Annotated in this window: 21 protein-coding genes; 5 read left to right on the top strand and 16 right to left on the bottom strand. The window is 57.5% G+C overall.

What is annotated here, in order from left to right:
- Positions 1 to 36: 36 nt before the first annotated feature.
- On the bottom strand, positions 37 to 1,242 hold the full coding sequence (locus tag ABLQ08_RS23300) for a multidrug effflux MFS transporter (protein WP_352947112.1): 1,206 nt from the start codon (positions 1,240 to 1,242) through the stop codon (positions 37 to 39).
- A 225-nt stretch (positions 1,243 to 1,467) separates the two neighbouring features.
- On the opposite strand from ABLQ08_RS23300, the gene ABLQ08_RS23295 reads away from it, so the two are divergent.
- Together ABLQ08_RS23295 and ABLQ08_RS23290 are read left to right on the top strand one after the other, a co-directional pair.
- Entirely contained in the window at positions 1,468 to 3,687 is a 2,220-nt protein-coding gene (locus ABLQ08_RS23295; RefSeq protein WP_352947109.1) for an esterase-like activity of phytase family protein, read from the top strand.
- A 202-nt stretch (positions 3,688 to 3,889) separates the two neighbouring features.
- Positions 3,890 to 5,785 (top strand): methyl-accepting chemotaxis protein, encoded by a 1,896-nt coding sequence (locus tag ABLQ08_RS23290; RefSeq protein WP_352947106.1) that lies wholly within the window; start codon positions 3,890 to 3,892, stop codon positions 5,783 to 5,785.
- 75 nt (positions 5,786 to 5,860) lie between these two features.
- Here the strand turns inward: ABLQ08_RS23290 and ABLQ08_RS23285 are convergent, their stop codons facing one another.
- Complete coding sequence (locus ABLQ08_RS23285) at positions 5,861 to 6,364, bottom strand: cytochrome b/b6 domain-containing protein (RefSeq protein ID WP_352947103.1); 504 nt, start codon at positions 6,362 to 6,364, stop codon at positions 5,861 to 5,863.
- 2 nt (positions 6,365 to 6,366) lie between these two features.
- Positions 6,367 to 6,765 (bottom strand): antibiotic biosynthesis monooxygenase family protein, encoded by a 399-nt coding sequence (locus ABLQ08_RS23280; protein WP_352947100.1) that lies wholly within the window; start codon positions 6,763 to 6,765, stop codon positions 6,367 to 6,369.
- Positions 6,766 to 6,838: 73 nt separating this feature from the next.
- On the opposite strand from ABLQ08_RS23280, the gene ABLQ08_RS23275 reads away from it, so the two are divergent.
- Positions 6,839 to 7,279: a MarR family winged helix-turn-helix transcriptional regulator gene (locus ABLQ08_RS23275; RefSeq protein WP_352947097.1), complete on the top strand. Its 441-nt coding sequence runs from the start codon at positions 6,839 to 6,841 to the stop codon at positions 7,277 to 7,279.
- 53 nt (positions 7,280 to 7,332) lie between these two features.
- On the top strand, positions 7,333 to 8,223 hold the full coding sequence (locus tag ABLQ08_RS23270) for a DMT family transporter (RefSeq protein ID WP_352947094.1): 891 nt from the start codon (positions 7,333 to 7,335) through the stop codon (positions 8,221 to 8,223).
- Positions 8,224 to 8,253: 30 nt separating this feature from the next.
- On the opposite strand, the gene ABLQ08_RS23265 is transcribed toward ABLQ08_RS23270, so the two are convergent.
- The 13 genes from ABLQ08_RS23265 to tsaD all read right to left on the bottom strand — a co-directional run bounded on the left by ABLQ08_RS23265 (position 8,254) and on the right by tsaD (position 18,093).
- Positions 8,254 to 8,643: a VOC family protein gene (locus tag ABLQ08_RS23265; protein WP_352947091.1), complete on the bottom strand. Its 390-nt coding sequence runs from the start codon at positions 8,641 to 8,643 to the stop codon at positions 8,254 to 8,256.
- Between the two features lie 13 nt (positions 8,644 to 8,656).
- The gene (locus tag ABLQ08_RS23260) at positions 8,657 to 9,076 is read right to left on the bottom strand and encodes a hypothetical protein (RefSeq protein ID WP_352947089.1); all 420 of its coding nucleotides are present in this window, start codon (positions 9,074 to 9,076) and stop codon (positions 8,657 to 8,659) included.
- Between the two features lie 77 nt (positions 9,077 to 9,153).
- Positions 9,154 to 10,266 (bottom strand): 3-isopropylmalate dehydrogenase, encoded by a 1,113-nt coding sequence (gene leuB, locus ABLQ08_RS23255; RefSeq protein ID WP_352947086.1) that lies wholly within the window; start codon positions 10,264 to 10,266, stop codon positions 9,154 to 9,156.
- 135 nt (positions 10,267 to 10,401) lie between these two features.
- Positions 10,402 to 11,172: a sulfite exporter TauE/SafE family protein gene (locus ABLQ08_RS23250; protein ID WP_352947083.1), complete on the bottom strand. Its 771-nt coding sequence runs from the start codon at positions 11,170 to 11,172 to the stop codon at positions 10,402 to 10,404.
- Between the two features lie 3 nt (positions 11,173 to 11,175).
- On the bottom strand, positions 11,176 to 11,970 hold the full coding sequence (locus ABLQ08_RS23245) for an AlbA family DNA-binding domain-containing protein (protein WP_352947080.1): 795 nt from the start codon (positions 11,968 to 11,970) through the stop codon (positions 11,176 to 11,178).
- Between the two features lie 58 nt (positions 11,971 to 12,028).
- Entirely contained in the window at positions 12,029 to 13,201 is a 1,173-nt protein-coding gene (locus ABLQ08_RS23240; protein WP_352947077.1) for a M20 aminoacylase family protein, read from the bottom strand.
- Between the two features lie 159 nt (positions 13,202 to 13,360).
- Positions 13,361 to 14,020 carry a class I SAM-dependent methyltransferase gene (locus ABLQ08_RS23235; RefSeq protein ID WP_352947074.1) on the bottom strand — a complete coding sequence of 220 codons (660 nt, stop codon included), beginning with the start codon at positions 14,018 to 14,020 and terminating at the stop codon, positions 13,361 to 13,363.
- A gap of 40 nt (positions 14,021 to 14,060) precedes the next feature.
- On the bottom strand, positions 14,061 to 14,486 hold the full coding sequence (locus ABLQ08_RS23230) for an EVE domain-containing protein (RefSeq protein ID WP_352947071.1): 426 nt from the start codon (positions 14,484 to 14,486) through the stop codon (positions 14,061 to 14,063).
- On the bottom strand, positions 14,487 to 14,777 hold the full coding sequence (locus tag ABLQ08_RS23225; RefSeq protein WP_352947068.1) for a YciI-like protein: 291 nt from the start codon (positions 14,775 to 14,777) through the stop codon (positions 14,487 to 14,489).
- A gap of 78 nt (positions 14,778 to 14,855) precedes the next feature.
- Entirely contained in the window at positions 14,856 to 15,863 is a 1,008-nt protein-coding gene (locus tag ABLQ08_RS23220; RefSeq protein WP_352947065.1) for an NAD(P)H-dependent glycerol-3-phosphate dehydrogenase, read from the bottom strand.
- Positions 15,850 to 16,326: an NUDIX hydrolase gene (locus tag ABLQ08_RS23215; protein WP_352947062.1), complete on the bottom strand. Its 477-nt coding sequence runs from the start codon at positions 16,324 to 16,326 to the stop codon at positions 15,850 to 15,852. Before ABLQ08_RS23215 ends, ABLQ08_RS23220 begins: the two co-directional genes overlap by 14 nt.
- Before the next feature lie 23 nt (positions 16,327 to 16,349).
- Complete coding sequence (locus tag ABLQ08_RS23210; RefSeq protein WP_352947059.1) at positions 16,350 to 16,853, bottom strand: NUDIX hydrolase; 504 nt, start codon at positions 16,851 to 16,853, stop codon at positions 16,350 to 16,352.
- Positions 16,854 to 16,986: 133 nt separating this feature from the next.
- Entirely contained in the window at positions 16,987 to 18,093 is a 1,107-nt protein-coding gene (gene tsaD / locus ABLQ08_RS23205) for a tRNA (adenosine(37)-N6)-threonylcarbamoyltransferase complex transferase subunit TsaD (RefSeq protein WP_352947056.1), read from the bottom strand.
- A 98-nt stretch (positions 18,094 to 18,191) separates the two neighbouring features.
- Between tsaD and hemC the strand changes: the two genes are divergently transcribed.
- The gene (hemC, locus tag ABLQ08_RS23200; protein ID WP_352947053.1) at positions 18,192 to 19,118 is read left to right on the top strand and encodes a hydroxymethylbilane synthase; all 927 of its coding nucleotides are present in this window, start codon (positions 18,192 to 18,194) and stop codon (positions 19,116 to 19,118) included.

Here is a 19,118-nt window from a genome sequence, read left to right as displayed (position 1 = left end):
CTGGACGACATCGGCAATTCCGCCTGAGGCTTTTTGCTAGCCCCGGGCTGTTGCATTGCCTTGCGGCTCGGGCCGCAAGGTCAGGAGGGCGATCACGAATGCCGTCAGAGCACAGGTGGCCACCGCTCCGACGAGGGGGAGCGGCGTGCGGTCGAAGAACGGGCTGCAGATGAGGATCATCAGTCCGCCGGCAACCATCTGAAGCGTGCCACCCAAAGAAGATGCCATGCCGGCGTGTTCGCCGTGCTCCTCCAGCGCCATGACCATAGTCGGCGCAATGACCAATCCCAGACAGGTGTTGCCGACAAAGAACAACGCCATGAGTACCGGAAGATCATCGAAGCCGAGCCACACCATCGTGAACAGCAGCGAGGTTGCCGCGGCAAAGCCGAAAACGGCCCAGAAGGCGACCCGTCCCATGCCGTATTTCTGACCGAGCCCGGCCGCAAACTGGGAGGCGGCGAAGAAACCGACTGCGTTTGCCGCGAAGACCAGGCTGAAACCGGTCGGTGTCAGCTCATACGTTGTCATGTAGACCATGGGTGCCGACGCGATGAACACGAAGAAGCTTGCCAGCGAGAAGCCGCCAATGAGCGTCAGGCCCATGAACTTGCCGTCCCGGAGCAGGAAAATCGCGCTTCGAATGAGAGCGGTGGCATCGATCCGGCTGCGCATGTCGCGTGGCAGCGTTTCCGGCAGCTGCAAGGCGGTCAGGATCATGGCAAGCAGGGCGATCAGGCCGAGAGCGCCAAAAATCAAGCGCCAGCTGCCAAACGAAATGATGAAACTGCCGGTAAGCGGAGCGAGCAGCGGTGAAATGCTGATGACCAGCATCACCAGCGCCATCAGCCGCGTGGCGGCTGTTCCGGTGTGCAGGTCACGAACGACGGCGCGCACGATCACCATTGGCGCGGCCGCGCCAAGCGCCTGAACGAAGCGGCCCCACGTCAGTGCAGTTACGTCGTCGGCCATCGCACAGATGGCGGAACCGGCAATGAACACGGCCAGACCCACGAAAATCGGAGGCTTGCGGCCTACCGAATCGGCAATCGGACCATAGATCAGCTGCGCAAGGCCAAACGCAATGAAATAGACCGTAAAGGTCAGGTGAGCGCCTGCATCATCAGTCTGCAAGTCACGCACGATCTGCGGTGTTGCAGGCAGATAAAGGTCAATCGCAAACGGACCCACAACAGCAAGAAGCCCCAGCACAATGGCGGAGCGGACAAAACCGATCTGCATAAGATTATCCGATTTTTTCGCGTAATACGCGAGGAAGGTGTGGAGACACCAGAAGTTAGAGATATCTAGGGTGTTGTCCAGTCTTTTTTAAGGCAATGCAACCGGGTCTGCGTGAATATTTTATGCGGGAAAGTGTCATGGAACCTTCACGCAACTGTCACCGCTATTGCAATGAGCGTCTCTAGCTTGCCGCCACCACAACCCGAAAACATGGGAGCTAGTGCAATGGCAGATCTTCGCGGACGTTTCCTCAAAGGCGTCAGTCTCGCTGTTCTGTTCGGTCTTGGTGCTGTTTCGGCAGCACAGGCTGATTACTTCGAACGCATCAACACATACCCGGTGTATAAAACGCTGCCGAAAGGCGCCGACAAGGCGACGGAAACCGTTGCAGAGATCATTTATGCGTCCAAGGATGGCCGCACGCTGGCATTCACCGACAGCCCGGGAGATGCGATCGTTTTCGTCAATGCCGCAAACCCGCTCAATCTGCAGCCGCTCGGACGCACAAACCACGGCGGTGAACCCACTTCCGTTGCTGTTGGCGATAAGTCTGCCTATGCTGGGGTCAACACCAGCGAAGACTATGTCAACGCTTCAGGTCATCTCGCGGTGATCGCGCTCGACAGTCTGGGAATCACCGCAAAATGTGACGCCAAGGGCCAGCCGGACAGCGTTGCGATTTCTCCGGACGGCAAATTTGTTGCCATTGCGATCGAAAACGAGCGCGACGAAGACCTGAATGACGGTGTCATTCCGCAGATGCCGGCCGGGCACCTTGCTATTTTCGATCTGGATGAAAACGGTGCGCCGACCAATTGCGATGCGGTGCGCATTGTCGACCTGACCGGTCTGGCGGAAGTTGCTCCGAACGACCCTGAGCCGGAATTCGTCTCCATCAATTCCAGGAACCAGGCTGTGGTGACCCTTCAGGAGAACAACCATATCGCGGTCGTTGATCTTGCGTCCGGCGAAGTCACCGCGAATTTCTCTGCCGGTGCGGCAACTGCGGAAAATGTTCCGGTCAAGAAAGTTCGCATGAGCGATGCATCCGGCAGTGCGGAAAATGTCGTGCGCGAGCCCGATGCCGTTGCCTGGATCGATGACGAGCGTTTCGTAACTGCAAACGAAGGCGACTATGAAGGTGGTTCCCGCGGTTTCACCATCTGGAATGCCAAGGGCGAAGTGCTTTTCGACAGCGGTAACCAGATGGAACATCTTGGTATGGCGTATGGCCACTACCCGGCCAAGCGCGCCCACAAGAAGGGCACCGAGCCGGAAGGTGTCGCAGTGGGTTCCTTCGGTGGTGAGACGTTGATCTTCGTGAACTCCGAGCGTGGCAACTTCGTTGCGGTCTACAAGGATACCGGCGCTGACCCTGAATTCGTTCAGCTGCTGCCGACCCATGTCGGTCCGGAAGGCCTTCTGGCCATCCCGAGCCGTGATCTTTTCGTCGTCGCCAACGAAGTTGACGATGCCGAAGAAGGTGTCCGTTCTCACATCGGGCTCTATAAATTCGGCGCCAAGGCTCCGGCCTATCCTTCGGTGGTTTCGGTCACCGATCCGGAAAAAGGTGCGCCGATCGGCTGGGGTGCCCTTTCTGCGCTGGCTGCCGATCCGAAAGATCCGAACAAGCTCTATGCCGTCAATGACAGTTTCTACAAGACCGGCCGGATCTACACTCTGGACATCTCTGCAACGCCGGCCAGGATCGTATCTTATGTCGATGTCACCGGTTCAGGTCAGGAACTGCTCGACCTGGAAGGCATCTCCGTCTCCAGGGAAGGTGGCTTCTGGCTGGCGTCGGAAGGGCATCCGGACAAGGACCGTCAACATCTGCTTTTGAAAGTCGATGACAAAGGCGCTGTTCAGGAAGAAATCACTCTGCCGCAGAGCCTGATCGATCAGTCAAAGCGGTTCTCTTTCGAAGGTGTGGCCGAGTTCGAGATGAACGGTCAGTCTTTGGTCGCCGTCGCGGTTCAGCGCGAGTGGCAAGACGATCCGAAGGGGCACACCAAGATCGCGATCTACAATCCGGCAGACAAGACCTGGGGTTTTGTCCATTACCCGCTTGATGCACCAAAGAGTGCAGCCGGTGGCTGGGTCGGCCTGTCTGAAATCGTCTCCCTGGGCGACGGCAAATTCGCTGTTCTGGAACGCGACAACAAGGGCGGTGAAGACGCAGCGATCAAGCAGATCACAGTTGTGTCTCTGGAGGGCGTGACACCGGCAGCTCACGGTGACAACCTGCCGGTTCTGAAGAAGCGCTTTGCCATGGATGTTCTGCCGGTAATGGCTGAAGGCAAGGGCTGGATACTCGACAAGCCGGAAGGTCTCACCATCACCGCCGATGGCCGGTTGATCCTTCTGACAGACAATGACGGTGTCGATGATGCTCCGGGCGAAACCCAGCTGATAGATCTCGGACCGGCAACGCGCCTGAACTAAACGCGACTTCAAGTCTCCCAAGACTTGACCGAAGGTCCGGCGGCTTCAGGCTGCCGGGCCTTCTTTCGTATTGGGAAGATGATCACTGCGAAAGGTCAAGAAAATTGGCTTTATCCGGCCATTTAGGCGCGTTTCGAATTTATTGGTAATTTGAACGTAGTTTTCTTGCCAATCAGTTCCAAGGTGATTCGCGAGACTCTCCATGACAATCCGAAAACGACTGTTTGTCCTTGTCATCGTTCTGACAGTGCCGATCGTGCTTTGTGCCGGTTGGATTATCCTGTCAGCCTACAAGGACCTTGCGCGGGACACGGCAAAACTGGAAAGCCTGCCGTCCCTGGCTACAGTTTGGAATGCTGGCATCATGCGGCAGGACGCCGTTCTTCCTAACTCTGTTTTTGCCCAATATCCGGGATGCGCACCTGAAAAGGCGGCTGGATCGCCGTCCAAGGCGCTTTCCCAGGCACACCGGGTGACCACCTGTATCGGCAGTGAGGCGGGGCTTGCGGCAAACACCGCTCAAACCACCAATCTGCTTGCGGAGCTGGTGTCGGGACAATTGTCGGACCTGATCGTTCGTACCAATGCGGTCATTCGCAACAGCGAAAACGTGGCCAAGAAAACCGAACTCAGTCATTTCGATTCCATGTCGGTCCTTGTTGGCGCCGGACAATTCAAGGTTCTTGCGGACCAGATCAGCTCCATTTCCAAGACTGGGCCGGGCGCGGTTGAAGAAGGTCAGGAAACCGCTTTCAGCAAAGCGGCGCAGACCTACCGGCAGGCAAATGGCAGCCTTCAGGGCGCGCTGTCCAAGATCGCATCGAAAGTGGGCCAGGGGGCGGACGGGACAACTCTCGATCTTCAACCGGTGCGCGATCGCTATGCCGCTTTCCTGAACGCGATAGACGGTCTGCACAAGGTCGCCCAGACAGAGCTGGAGGCCCGGTTGCAGTCGATGGTCTTCGACCTTCGTGTGCGCATGTGGGGCGTTGCGGTTGCGCTTGGAGCGGTCTTCCTGATTGCTTTCGGGACGTCCTGGTATTTTGGCAGATCCATCCTCTACTGCATCGAGTCCCTGAACCGCGGTATCAGAAAGCTGGCGGATTCGGACGGAGTCGAAGGTGACCTGCCGTTTTCCTACGGCCATACCGAGATTTCCGATATTGCCCGTGCGGTTGGATATTACCGCGATCGGACCGTGGAACTCACGAAGGAGCGTCAACGGCAAGAGGGGCAGGCGGCCGCTGACCGCCAACAGAAGATCGATGATCTGATTTCCGCGTTCAAGGGGCGCATGGGCGAGTTGCTGACCGATGTGGATGATGCCCTCGGTGACATGCAAAACACATCCGGTGCCCTGAAGGACGTGGCGCAGAATGCGGATCAAAAAGCCCGTGATACAGCGGCCGCGTCTTCCGGCGCTTCCGGAAACGTTGACGCGGTGGCAAGCGCGGCGGAAGTGCTGGCGAATGATATTGCCGCGATCAGCCAACGTGCTCATGACGCGACGGACATGGCTCAGGCCGCGAATCGGAATGCCACCGCTGCAAATGCCGAAATCGAAAGCCTTTCGGAGATATCCAACGCGATTGGCGATATCGTTTCCATCATCAATGCAATTGCCGATCAGACCAACCTTCTTGCCCTGAACGCGACAATTGAAGCGGCCCGGGCAGGGGAGGCCGGAAAGGGATTTGAGGTCGTTGCCGGTGAAGTGAAGACATTGGCCGGTCAAACCGCCTCGGCGACGGACCAGATTACCGAGCAGGTATCGCTTGTTCAGGAGCGCACAGTGCGGGTTGTCGATGCGATCCAGAAGATCATCTCCGACATTGGCGAAGTGACGGATCACACAACACAGATTGCTGCGGATCTGGAAACAAGGCGGCAGTCGACGGACGACATCAAGGGCAATGTCCTGCAGGCGGCCGAGCAGACAAGATCCGTTGTGGAAGACATGGCCGGGGTCGAGGCGATCGCGGAACAGTCAAGCCATGCCGCAGCCGATATGGGAAGCCGGACGGGTGATGTCGTCCGACGCACCGAGGAGTTACGCGAAGAGGTTCGTGATTTCCTGGAAGAGGTTGCGGCTGCCTAAGACGTACATGTCCTGCAAGTGTTCCGAAGACCCGGTCGCGATCTGCTTCCGGGTCTTTGTATTCGGGGGTATCCATCAGAGCTGGTCGGTCCCATAACCGGCTTTACGGGAGGAGTGCCACAGCGCGGCGGCAATGTGCAGCCCTGTCAAGAGGAGCAGCAGCAAGGCCGCCGCGTGATGAAGATTGCGAGGGGGAACGTCGGAAAATGCGGTCAGGCCCGTCAGGGTGCCGTCTGTGATTGCGTCCAGGGAATCGGACAACAAAATCATGCCAAGTCCGCTGGCCAGGAGGATCAATGGCAGCAGACGCAAAAGACCGTGGACGAGCTTGCTGGCCAGAAATTGAAGCCTTGAAGTGACAGGAAAGACCGGCTGCGGTGCTCCCTTGGTAAACCAGATCATTACTCTGACCAGCGAAAGCAGGCCCGCGGAAAGCCCGAAGGTCAAATGAATCTGAAGAACGGGTAGAGCGAAAACTGGTGAGCGGGTCGCTGCATATCCCGAACCGAGGACGGCAAGGATGCATGCTGCAATAATCCAGTGCAGTGTTCGGGTTACGCCAGATCCTGAAATGCGCATGTCTAGTCCCCCTTGTCCGTTCGCACGACTTTGTAAAGCGCCGCGTGGAAGACCGTTTTCCGCTCACTCGCGCCTAGTCCGCTTTCGTGCATCTTGCGAATGGCGGACTGAAACGCTTCAGGGCTTTTCCAAAGAGCGATGTTCACCAGTTGGAATTTCGCGTCGGGGGACAGGGATTGGTGCAGGCGTGTGGATATGTAGCCGGGCTGTGTCTGAAGAAAATCCCGGGCTTTTTCCCAAAACAGGATGGTTTCTTCGACCTGGTCGGCTGGCACTTCAAATGCATTGATGAGCGTGACCAGTTCAGCCTTTTCGGGTTCAGTCGCGATGGCGGGCGGTGCGGCGAGGCCCAGGAACGCTGCTGTGGCGGTCAGGCTAAGGGTTCTGCGGGTCAGTATCATTTTCATCATTCTCCTTTTTATATAGCGTGCTATGTTTATTTATATAGTGTGCTATATATCGTATATGCAAGGGATGACCTTTGAAAAAGATTCGTCCGCCGGATATCTCGCCAATCATATGGCTCGCCTGTTCGCTGCGGGATTGCACCGGCGCATCAAACCTCTGGGGCTGGCGCCGGGGCAGTTTCCGGCGCTTCTGGCGCTTTGGGCGAAAGACGGGCGTACTCAAAAGGAGCTGGTGCAGTTGCTGGATATCGAGCAGGCAACGCTTGCCAATACGCTCGCGAGAATGGAAAGAGACGGTCTGATTGCCCGTAAACCGTCAGAAGAAGATGGCCGCGTGCAGCTTATCTATCTCACGGAGCGTGCAAAAGCGCTGCAGGGAGAGGCGACGCAGGCCGCAATTTCGCAGAACAAGGTTGCTCTAGCGGGTTTTTCAGAAGAAGAGGCAGTCCAGTTCCTGGACTTCATGCGGCGTGCTATCTCAGCCATGCAGCTTGAGGATCAGGCATGAATTTTTATCAGACCTTTTGAAGATTGGGTATTCGTTTGGAGAAGCAGGGCCCGGTGGTACAGAATCGAAGACTTGGTTTAGCCTGCGCAATTGGCGTTCTGTTCATCTGGTCGGGTTTCATAGTGTTTTCCCGTGCCGGGGTCAAAACCAACCTCACTGCCATGGACATGACCGGTCTCAGATTTCTGGTTGCCGGTGGAATTACGCTTCCCTTTGTTTGGAAGTGGTGGCCACGCCATCTTCCCTGGAAGGCGGTTCTTCTCATGTCTCTGTGTGGTCCCGGCATCATCTATTCCCTGCTGATGTATTGGGGATTGAACGAGACATCGGCTGCCTATGCCGGGGTGTTTGCAAATGGATCTCTACCGGTCTTCACGGTTCTGCTGGTCGCCGTTTTTTCCGCAAGTTTGCCCAGCAGTTCTCAAGCCACCGGCCTGATGGTGATTGTCGCCGGGGCCACTCTCGTCGGCAGTGCAGGGTTCATTGGCAGCCAGAAGAGTATTCTCCTCGGCGTTATTCTGTTCCTGGCTGCCTCTGCCGTTCTGGCAGTTTATATTTTTGGTGTCCGATACTGGAAGATCACTCCACGACAGGCCCTGGCGCTGGTCAACGTGCCTAACGCATTGGTGTTCGTGCCCATCTGGCTGCTGTTCCTGCCCTCAGGTCTCGCTGAGACCAACCGCTCCACGATCCTATTTCAGGCGCTCTATCAGGGATTGGGACCAGGTTTTGCCGCAGTAATCATGTTCGCGCTGGCTGCCACGCACCTGGGACCAACAGCGACTTCTGGATTTTCAGCAGCCGTTCCTGCTTCAGCGGCAGTGTTGGCCATTCCCGTGCTTGGTGAAGTTCCCGATGTCCAGGAATGGCTGGGTATCGCGGTGGTCACGCTCGGTCTGACGCTGTTGTTGTTCAACGGCAAAGTGGTGAGGGCACGGGCGTGACACAGCGATGCGCGCCATTTTGACGAGTGATCAGAAGTGCTGGATCAGATCCCACTTGTTTCCGAAGGGATCCTGAAAGACCGCTACCTTGCCGTAGACTTCGGTTCTCGGTTCTTCAAGAAACGCGACGCCACTTTCCGTCATCGCCTGAAAATCGCGGTCAAAGTCATCGGTGTTCAGGAACAGGCAGACCCGGCCACCAGCCTGATTGCCAATGGCAGCGATCTGTGCCGCACCGTCGGCCTTTGCGAGCAAGAGCCTGGTTTCCGAACTTCCCTTCGGAGCAATCAGAACCCAGCGTTTGTCTTCGGAAAGCCGGGTGTCTTCAATCAGGTCAAAGCCGACTTTTTCGACATAGAATGCTATCGCATCGTCGTAATCCGGAACCACGAGGGTAACGGCGCCGATAATCTGTTTCATTGCCCGGGATTTCCTATTGCGCCTTGCGGTAGACGGAGATGTTCGTGAAGCTGGCGACATCAACGAGATGAACCGTCTGGGACACAGTCAGCGTCTGGCCGTCATCGGATAGCTCACGTTCGGCTTTCATGATCGTCAATCCGCCTCGGCGCGCTTCTGAAACCAGATTGCGATCACCGTCAAAGACCAGGCGCATGGCATCAACCAGCCCGCTCTTGCCGAGCTTGACCTCCGGCCCATCCGGAACCGCCTCAAACGTGTCGTTGGTCACTTCTCCATCGGCGGAGACCTGGTTCATCGTGAAAATCGCCATGCCGAAATTGTCTTCGATCCTGAGCGTCGCGCTTTTGGGCGGTTCGCCTTGCTCGAAGTCGCTTGCTTCGGTGTCGAGTATCCAGTTGCCGAGGAACGGCGCGATTTTGTCTTCGATCATGTGACCAGCGTGTCCGGAAAGAAAAAGCCGCCAACGAGATACTCGCTGGCGGCTTGATGTGCAAACGTGTTTTGAATTTATGCGCTCAGAGCGTCCAGTTCGGCAACAATCGCATCGCCCATTTCAGCGGTGGTGATGGTCGCTTCACCCTCAGCGGCAATGTCCTTGGTTCTCAGACCCTTGTCCAAAGCATTGGCGATTGCCTTGTCCAGCTTGTCTGCTGCTGCAACTTCCTCAAAGGAATAACGCAGTGCCATGCCGAAGCTGGCGATCATGGCGATCGGGTTCGCGGCGCCCGTACCGGCAATGTCGGGAGCCGAGCCGTGTACCGGCTCGTAGAGTGCCTTGCGCTTGCCGGTGGTTTCGTCCGGAGCACCAAGGGATGCGGATGGCAGCATGCCGAGCGAACCGGTCAGCATGGCGGCAACGTCGGACAGCATGTCGCCGAACAGGTTGTCGGTCACGATGACGTCGAACTGCTTCGGCCAGCGAACAAGCTGCATACCACCTGCGTCAGCCAGCATGTGCTCCAGCTGAACGTCTTCGTAGCCGTTCTTGTGAGTCTGGGTGACGACTTCGTTCCACAGGACGCCGGACTTCATCACGTTCCGCTTTTCCATGGACGTAACCTTGTTGTTCCGGGTGCGCGCCAGCTCGAAAGCCACCTTGGAAATGCGCTCGATTTCGTAGGTGTCATAAACCTGCGTGTCGACGCCGCGCTTCTGGCCGTTGCCGAGATCGGTGATTTCCTTCGGTTCACCGAAATAGACGCCACCGGTCAATTCGCGAACGATCAGGATGTCGAGACCTTCGATAACATCTTTCTTCAGGGAAGATGCATCGGCAAGCGCCGGGTAGCAGATTGCCGGGCGCAGGTTGGCGAACAGCTGCATGTCCTTGCGCAGACGCAGAAGACCTGCTTCCGGACGAACTTCGTAAGGCACATCGTCCCACTTGGGGCCGCCGACTGCACCGAAAATAACAGCGTCGGCTGCCATGGCCTTGGCCATGTCTTCTTCGGAAATCGACTGGCCGTGCGCGTCGTAGGCAGATCCGCCAACCAGGCCTTCGCTGGTTTCGAAGGACATGCCGCCCTTGTCGTTGAACCAGGCGATAACCTTTTTGACTTCCTTCATGATTTCCGGGCCGATGCCGTCACCCGGCAGAAGCAGAAGATTTTGAGAGGCCATGGACGCTCCATCCCGCATTATTTTAAAAAACCGATCGCGCTCAGTTACCGCGTCGCAACGTGTCTTTCAAGGTGAAGCCAGTTGCAAAGAACTCAAGAGTCGCTGCCGGAACGGTCAAGAAAGCGACGGGAAGGGTCAGAAGCCGAAGAAATCCGCCCCGGCTTCCCACAAAAGGTTGAGCGCAAGCACCGTCATGACCCACTTGAAACCCGTCTTGAAACTCTTTTCGTTCATCTTGCCGAGCAGCTGGCTACCGGCAAGTGTCCCTAGAAAACCGCTGACGATCATCAGAACGATCAGGCCGGCCCAGGGAGCAAACGCAAATCCAAGCGCGCCGAAGGCAATGATCTTGAAGACATGCATGACCGTGGCGGTAACAGCCTGATTGGCAACAAAGCCGTGACGGGTGAGCCCGAGTGTCGACAGGACTGCGCCGCCGATCGGCCCGGCCGCGCCGAAGAACATGGACAGGAAGGTGGATGCAAATCCGGCAACGGCCATGGCTCTTTTGGGGGCCTTGCCGAATTTAGGTGTCTTGCCCCAAACGACCCAGAGCACAAAAAGGCCAATCCCGGCCCTCAGGACTTCCGGGGGCAGCTCCACCGCAATGGAACCGCCGAGTGCTGCCCCGAACACCGCGCCGGAGGCGAACCAGACAACGATAAGCCAGTCGACATGTTTCAGCTGGACAAGTGCACGTCCCGTATTGGAGCCGATCTGAACGACACCATGGACGGGCACAAGCGCACTCGCCGGCATCAGGAAAGCCATCGCTGTAATCAGTGAAACGCCGCCACCGAGCCCCACCGCAGCAGTGAGCGCCGATGTGAAGAAGCTGATGACGATCAGGGTTATGGATGCAAGAGTGCTGATCTGGTTAGGCAGGATCTCTGGCAGCAGGCTCATAAGTCACGCCCAGCGCGTCTTGGCGTAGCTCAGGGCTTCGCGGACATCCAGCTGGCGCGTGGAGTTGCCGCTGCGAACGTAGAAGATGGAGGACTTGCCTTCTTCCAGATAAACCGCTCTGGGCGCAGGGCGGATGATGATCATCGCCACGTCTTTCAAGTCGACCTTGGCAAACACCGTGTGAATGTAGGGGCAAAGATCGCCGCCGAGGTTCTTGGAGACAATGTCGTTGATTGTGCGTTCGAAGGAATCCAGATCCGGGTTCTTCAGAGTCGAGAGATCTCTTTCCAGTCCGACCGCGCCGCCATCGTCGTCAACACCAACCAGAAGAATTCCGCCCTCGGCATTGAAAAAACCGGCAATTGTCTTCGCGATCACCTTCTCCAATCCGCGGTTGACGCGTTTTTCCTTCATGTCCCAGCGCAGGGAGGATTTGAATTCGACGCGATCTGTCTCGCCGCCCCGGATCAAATCCGGGATCAGAACCGTGTGCTCTTCGCGCAGGGACCGGTAAGCTTCGGACGTGCGCATGTAATTCCGGCTGAAAATACCGAATGTCAGGCCGACAATGGCGCCGACAAAGGTGTAGGCGACGGCCACATCCAGATGTCGTGGCAGGAGAATGAGCCACAGCCGCGCCGACAGGAATTCCAGCAGGTTCGGTGCGGTTTCGGAGAATCGCGACAGTTCCCACCAGATGACGACGAGATTCAAGGGGTGGATGATCAGGACGCCGACAACGGCGCCAACAAGCAAATAGGTCGCTAGAAAGGAAAGCTTGAAAGGAGAAAGAGCCATTATGAAAACCTGAACAAAAACGCCGGTCGAAACCGGCGTCTTCATATCATAGAAATTGTCAGGCAGCTGCCGGTAATGCTGTCTCTACGAGTTTTACCCAATAGGAACATCCGACGGGGATCAGTTCATCGTTGAAGTCATATTCCGGGTGATGGAGACCGGCCGTATCGCCGTTGCCCGCAAAGATGAATGCGCCTGGTCGCTCTTCCAGCATGTAAGAGAAGTCCTCACCACCCATCATCGGGTCGATGTTGCGATTGACCTTGCCCTGCCCGGCAATGCCCTCGGCGATTTCTGCCGCAAAGTCGGTCTGGTCGTCGTGGTTTGCCGTCACCGGATAACCGCGGCGGAAGTGCAGCTCCGCGGTAGCGTCAAACGCTTCGGCGATGGATTTGACAATGTTGGTCATACGCTGTTCGGCAAGATCCCGCATTTCCGGGCTCAGGGTGCGCACAGTGCCACGCAAAGTCGCTTCCTGTGGAATGACGTTGAATGCGTTGCCGGCTTCAAAAACAGTCACCGACACGACGACCGAATCGAGCGGGTTGGCATTGCGGCTGGCGATGGTCTGCAGAACGGATACCATCTTCGAGCCAATGACGACCGGGTCGATGGTCTGGTGCGGCTTGGCCGCGTGACCACCCTTGCCGGTGATGGTGATGCGGAACTCGTCCGTCGCCGCCATGATCGGGCCCTTGCGAATTGCGAACTCGCCAACAGGCATGCCCGGATAATTGTGCATGCCGTAAACTTCGTCGATCGGCCAACGGGTCATCAGGCCGTCATCGATCATTGCCTTGGCACCAGCGCCACCTTCTTCGGCAGGCTGGAAAATCACCACAACGGTTCCGTCGAAGTTACGGGTTTCAGCCAGATACTTGGCCGCACCCAGCAACATTGCCGTGTGCCCATCATGCCCGCAGGCATGCATTTTGCCCGGAACCTTGGAAGCATAGGGTTTGTGAGTCGCTTCTTCGATCGGCAAGGCGTCCATGTCGGCGCGCAGGCCAATGGTTTTTCCCTTGCCACCGTTTCTGCCCTTGATGACACCCACAACGCCGGTCTTGCCGATGCCGGTGGTGACTTCGTCCACACCGAAGCTTTCAAGAAGTTCGGCCACCTTGCCTGCCGTGCGGACCGTTTCGTACAGAATTTCCGGATTTTCATGGATATCTCGGCGCCAGACCGTGATCTCGTCAGCCAGATCAGCAAGGCGGTTTACGATGGGCATGAAGAACTCCTGGGAACACCAATGATAGGAAGAATATGCGATTGACGCTTGTGCGGTTAACCTATCGCAAGCTGCAAAAAGGGAAAGTGCCAAAAGGGGAAAACTTTTGCCATTAGCCCGAAATCGCAAGACTGATGCAGAAAATCGTTCTGCGCAGGATTAAATTTTCTTCACGCGGAAGACCCGCGTGTGTTTGATTTCGTTGTCTTCCAACGCGCCGACGACAGGAACCGAGTAATCGGCGAGTTCGGCCAGGCGGGAGGTCGGAAGGTAGGACCGTCCGGGATCTCCCACGAAAACATCTGCGCCCTTGTCGAGCATTCGGTCGAGAAAGGGCAGAACCTTTCCCGCCATGGCCTTGTCGTAGAATACATCTCCGCAAAAGACGATGTCGGCGTCCGGACAGGCTGTAGCGGTTATGTCCGCAGTTTCCAGACTTAGCGAGACGCCGTTCAGGCCCGCGTTGAGTCTTGCCGCCGCAATCGCGAAGGGATCGATATCAACGCCATGACAGGAAAGCGCTCCCGCCTTCATGGCGGCAATGCCGACGAGGCCCGAGCCGCAGGCAAAATCCAGCACGTGCTTTCCTGCGACCAGTTCGGGCGTGTCCAGGATGTAGCGGGCGAGCCCTTGGCCGCCAGCCCAGGCGAAGGCCCAGAATGGCGGTGCAAGTCCAAGGTCGCCCAGTTCTTCTTCGGTCTTCAGCCACAGGTCCATGGCTTCGTCGGCGACATGCAGGCGGATTTCCTCTGCGTGCGGAACCGGCTTGACCAGGGTTTCCCGGAGGATGAAGTCTACCGGATCCGTTATGCGGGGCATGTGCCCTCCGGGCAATTGCGTTCACATCGATACGCCGGGATCAGGCCGGGACGCTCAGGCCGCCCATCTCGCAAACGACTTGCCACTCTTCTTCCGTGACCGGCTGAACGGAGAGGCGCATGGATGTGACCAGAGACATGGCGGCAAGACGCGGCTCGGCTTTCACCTGGGCGAGTGTGACCGGCTTGGGCATGTCGCGAACCGCCTTGAAGTCAACACACTCCCAGCGAGGGTCGTCCGTGGTGCTGTCCGGATGGATTTCACTGCAGACTTCAACGACGCCTACCACTTCCTTGCCGATATTGGAGTGGTAGAAGAACGCCTTGTCGCCGATTTCCATGGCGCGCATGTTGTTGCGCGCCTGGTAGTTCCGGATGCCGTCCCATTCTTCACCGGCATCGCCCTTGGCCTTTTGCTGTTCCCAGGACCATTTGTCCGGTTCGGATTTGATCAGCCAATATTGCACTTATGTTGTCTCCGGGTTCTTGACCACCCAGTTCCATGGGCGGATTTCGACACTTTCGAACAGTCCGGCACGTGCGTAGGGATCTTCTTCGGAAATCGCAAGAGCTTCGTCCCGGTTGGACGCTTCAATCACCACCAGTGACCCGGTCATGTTGCCGTCGTCGTCGAGGAACGGTCCGGCAGCCTTCAGGCCGTTTCCAAGACCCTTCAGGAATTCAAGATGAGCGTCGCGATTGTCGAGACGAACCTGAAGCGCATGAGGTTTGTCGGTGCAGATCAAGGCGTAAAGCATGAGTGATGACCCTTGGTTGTCGAAACTTCCTCGAACCTAGGTCCGCAAGATCGCAAACTCAATGCCGGAAATCGAAGATCAGGCGCTTTCCGTTTCCGATTTCAATGGTCGTGCCATCAAAGTGTTGAGAGCATCGTCGATGGAAAGATTCTCGTCGATCATTCTGGCGACCGTTTCGCAGATCGGTACTTCAATGTGGCTTTCTTCAGCCAGCTTGACCGCAACTCTTGCCGAATAGGCGCCTTCGGCAAGTTTTCCTCCGACCGCGATCAATTCGGAGGCCAGAAAACCCTCTCCAAGGCGGACGCCGAAGGAAAAGTTCCGGGACTGGGTGGACGAACAGGTCAGGACAAGATCTCCCAGTCCGGAAAGGCCGGTAAGGGTTTCGGCCTGTGCTCCCATGGCCGTTCCCAGCCGCGTCAACTCGGCAAATCCGCGTGCCGTCAAAGCCGCCTGGGCGCTGGCGCCGAGCTTTCTTCCGACAACTGCACCGCAGGCAATCGCCAGAACGTTCTTCAACGCACCCCCGATTTGTGTTCCGGGCACATCCGTTGAGGCATAAGGGCGAAAACAGGGAGATTGCAGTGCTTCGCATAGACTGTGCGCGGTGCTCGCCGCATTCGCGGCGACCGTCACGGCTGTGGGCAGGCCTCGGGCAACGTCATCGGCAAAACTGGGGCCGGACAAAACACCGGGCTCAGCCCCCGGGAGCTCTTCGTCCATGACCAGCGAGAGAAGCTTGCCTGACGACTGCTCGATACCCTTGGCGCACAGGACAACAGGACCGCGTACCTTGCCGGTTTCCTTGAGGGCGGCGAGCATGGCGCGCGTGGTTTGCGCCGGAGTGACCAGCAATATGGCATCCGTGTCCGCGACTTCGGCCAGCGTGCCGGTGGCGTTCAGATCCTCATCGAAGGTTATTCCAGGAAGGTAGCGAGGGTTCTGGCGCTTGGCCCGGATGTCCGAAACCGTGCCGGGATCCCGGGCCCAAAGCCGGACATTGCGGCCGGCGCGTGCCGCCGTCAATGCCAGGGCCGTTCCCCAGGCGCCACCACCGACCACGCCGACTGTCTTAATGGCGCCCATTGCTTAGCCTTTCCATGCGTGACTTTACTGTTTGAAGTTGCGCTCCGAAACCTTCAAAAAACAGAGTGTCGGAGGGCGCATCCGCTGCGAACAGATCAATCCAGTGAAGGCGAAACCGGATAGGTGGTCCGCCCGCGCTGGGCGACATCTCGAAATGTTCCCATTCCTGCAGAGGCTTCTCGCGAATTTGGCCGTGAAAATGCCGCCTGCGGTGCAATCCATCGAGACAATCGGGGACATTTTCAAAGAAATGGTCCTGATCCGCAAGGAATTCGAGCGCAATGTCCAGGTTCAGTCCGGTTTCTTCTGCAAATTCGCGAAGCGCGCCCTGAAGGTAGCTTTCTCCCGGGTCCAGAGTTCCGCCCGGTACCTGCAGGCCGACATCAGGATGATCCGGTTCGGAAAACACCAGAAGTTCCGGTCCGCAAGTCAGATAGACATATGCCTTGTGGTAGATTTTCATTGGAAGATTTCCGCGAGCAAGGGTCAGGCTGCGTCTTTCAATCGGGGCAATCGCCGGCGCAGTGTATCCAGTGGCGCGCCGAAGGCGGCGAAGAAATTTTCACTGTCCTGAGCCTTTGGTCCCAGAAGGTCGATCCAGAAAAAGCGGTAGCGAATGGGCCCGTTGCCGCTGCTTGGAAACATCTCGTAATGCTCCCACTCTTCCTTCGGGCGCCGGGCGAGGCGGACATGGTAGTTGCGCCGGATGTGGCGCCCGAGCAGCGGCCGGTCCGGTGCGGGTCGGAACTGCCCGACAGGCGGAATTGTTTCGAATGGAATGTCCTGATCGGAAAACTGGTCGAAGGCCGCATCGAGATCGAGCCCTGTTTCTTCCCGAAACTCGCGCATGGCCCCATGGAGGAAGCTTTCTCCCGGGTCAACCGTGCCTCCAGGGACCTGCATGCCCAGATAAGGTGTGTCGGGCTCGTCAAACACAAGCAGGTCTGTTCCGCAGGTCAGGTAGACGTAGGCCTTGTGATAGACGCGCATTGATAGATTCCCGGTTTGGAAAGGCACAGGCTTCCTAACAGGCTCCCCGCTCGCGCAAAAGGGCAAGTTTGGGAAAGGTGTCCGAATTCTAGCTGCATTCGGGAAATAGCCGGGATTTGCAGCAATTCGGTCGCTAGACCTTTGCACCCTTTTTGCCTGCGCCCAAGATACCTGCATTGGCCGAATCGAGTGGCCAGCGTGGACGGGGGGAGAGGGCCATGTCGTCGACCGGGCCGATCCGCAGGCGTTCGATGCCTGCCCAGGCGATCATGGCCGCATTGTCGGTGCAAAGCGCCATTGGCGGGGCGACGAACCGCGCTTCGGCTTCACATGCAGCCGAAGTCAGCGCGCTTCTGAATTCCTGATTGGCCGCAACACCGCCGGCAACGACGATCACCGGACTGGCGCCGGGATGACGATCGCAAAATAGGTTCAGCGCCGATTTCGTGCGCGCAGCCAGAACATCGGACACGGACCGCTGGAAGGCGGCGCACAGGTCTGCGATCGTCTGATCATCGACCGGTTCCAGTTTCTTGGCCTGGGTACGCAGCGCGGTTTTCAGTCCCGCAAAGGACATGTCGAGACCGGGGCGGTCGAGCAAGGGACGCGGAAGTCTGAACCGTGTCACGTCACCCTTTGCCGCCATTTTTTCAACATGAGGCCCGCCGGGATATGGCAGGCCGAGGAGTTTGGCGGTCTTGTCGAAAGCCTCTCCGATGGCATCGTCGATAGTCGTGCCGAGGCGCTCATAGTCACCGACGCCGCGCACGAGCAGAAACTGGCTGTGGCCGCCGGAGACAAGCAGCAGCAGGAACGGAAATTCTAGATCGTCGGTCAATCGTGCCGTCAGGGCATGGCCTTCCAGATGATTAACCCCGATCAGAGGTTTCCCGGCCGCCATCGCGATTGCCTTGGCGGTCATGAAGCCGACAATAACGCCGCCGATCAGTCCAGGGCCGGCTGTAGCGGCGACCGCGTCGATATCGTCCCAGCTGCACCCGGCCTCGTGCATGGCCTCGGCGACAATCCGATCGAGGATGTCGATATGGGCACGGGCCGCGATTTCCGGCACAACACCTCCGAATTCCGTATGCTCATCGATTTGCGAGCGAATGGTGTTGGAGAGGATCTTTTTCTGATTTGGGCCCTGAACGACGGCAGCTGCCGTTTCGTCACAGCTGGTCTCGATTCCGAGCACTGTCAGATTGGTCGCATTGTCTTTTGAATTGACTGAGGTCATTGATCTTAGAGCTGTGGCCTGTGATAGGACATAATAACAAGAGACAATCAGCGTGCCCGATGCTTTGTTAGCCGGGCGTAACATCTGGACGGTAAGCCTTGCAATCAAATCCTTTGCGTATCGGAACCCGGGGAAGCGCACTTGCGCTGGCTCAGGCCCATGAAACCCGCGATCGTTTGATGGCCGCTCACGGCCTTTCCGAAAGCGACTTCGAAATCGAAGTGATCAAGACATCCGGCGACAGGATTCAAGACCGGCCCTTGTCCGAAGTTGGCGGCAAGGGGCTGTTCACCAAGGAGATCGAAGAAGCTCTTCTGGATGGGCGGATTGATCTGGCAGTGCATTCTTCCAAGGATATGCCGACGGTTCTTCCCGATGGCTTGGCCCTGACAGCCTTTCTGCCGCGCGAAGACGTGCGTGATGCCTTTCTGTCACCGAAAGCCGGGACACTGACCGATCTGCCACAAGGCGCAGTCGTCGGGTCGAGCTCCCTGCGCCGGCAGGCGATGATCAAGAAGCTGCGTCCCGATATCGAAGTGGTGATGTATCGCGGCAATCTGCAGACTCGTTTGCGCAAGCTGGCGGAAGGCGAGGTGGACGCGACGCTTCTGGCTGCAGCCGGACTGAACCGGCTCGGTCTTGAAAAGGAAATTACCAGTCTGTTGAGTATTGAGGAGTTCCTGCCGGCCGTCGGACAGGGGGCGATTTGCATTGAAAGCCGTGAGAATGACGACGCGACGCTGAAAATGCTCGCTGCCATTCACGATCAGGAAACGCAAATCCGTCTCGATGCCGAGCGCGCATTCCTTGCCGTTCTCGATGGCTCCTGCCGGACACCGATCGGTGGCCTGGCGACACTTGAAGGCGAAACACTGCATTTCAAGGGAATTGTCCTGAAGCCGGATGGGTCGGAAGCTCACGAAGCCGAACAAAGCGGACCCGTGGCCGAGGCCATACAGATCGGCAAGTCTGTCGGCGAAACGCTTAAAAGCAAAATGGGGCCCGGTTTCCTGACTGGGCAATAA

It is taken from the genome of Roseibium sp. SCP14 (assembly GCF_040329475.1).
Classification (GTDB): Bacteria; Pseudomonadota; Alphaproteobacteria; order Rhizobiales; family Stappiaceae; genus Roseibium.
This window is presented reverse-complemented; position numbering and strand designations above follow the sequence as displayed.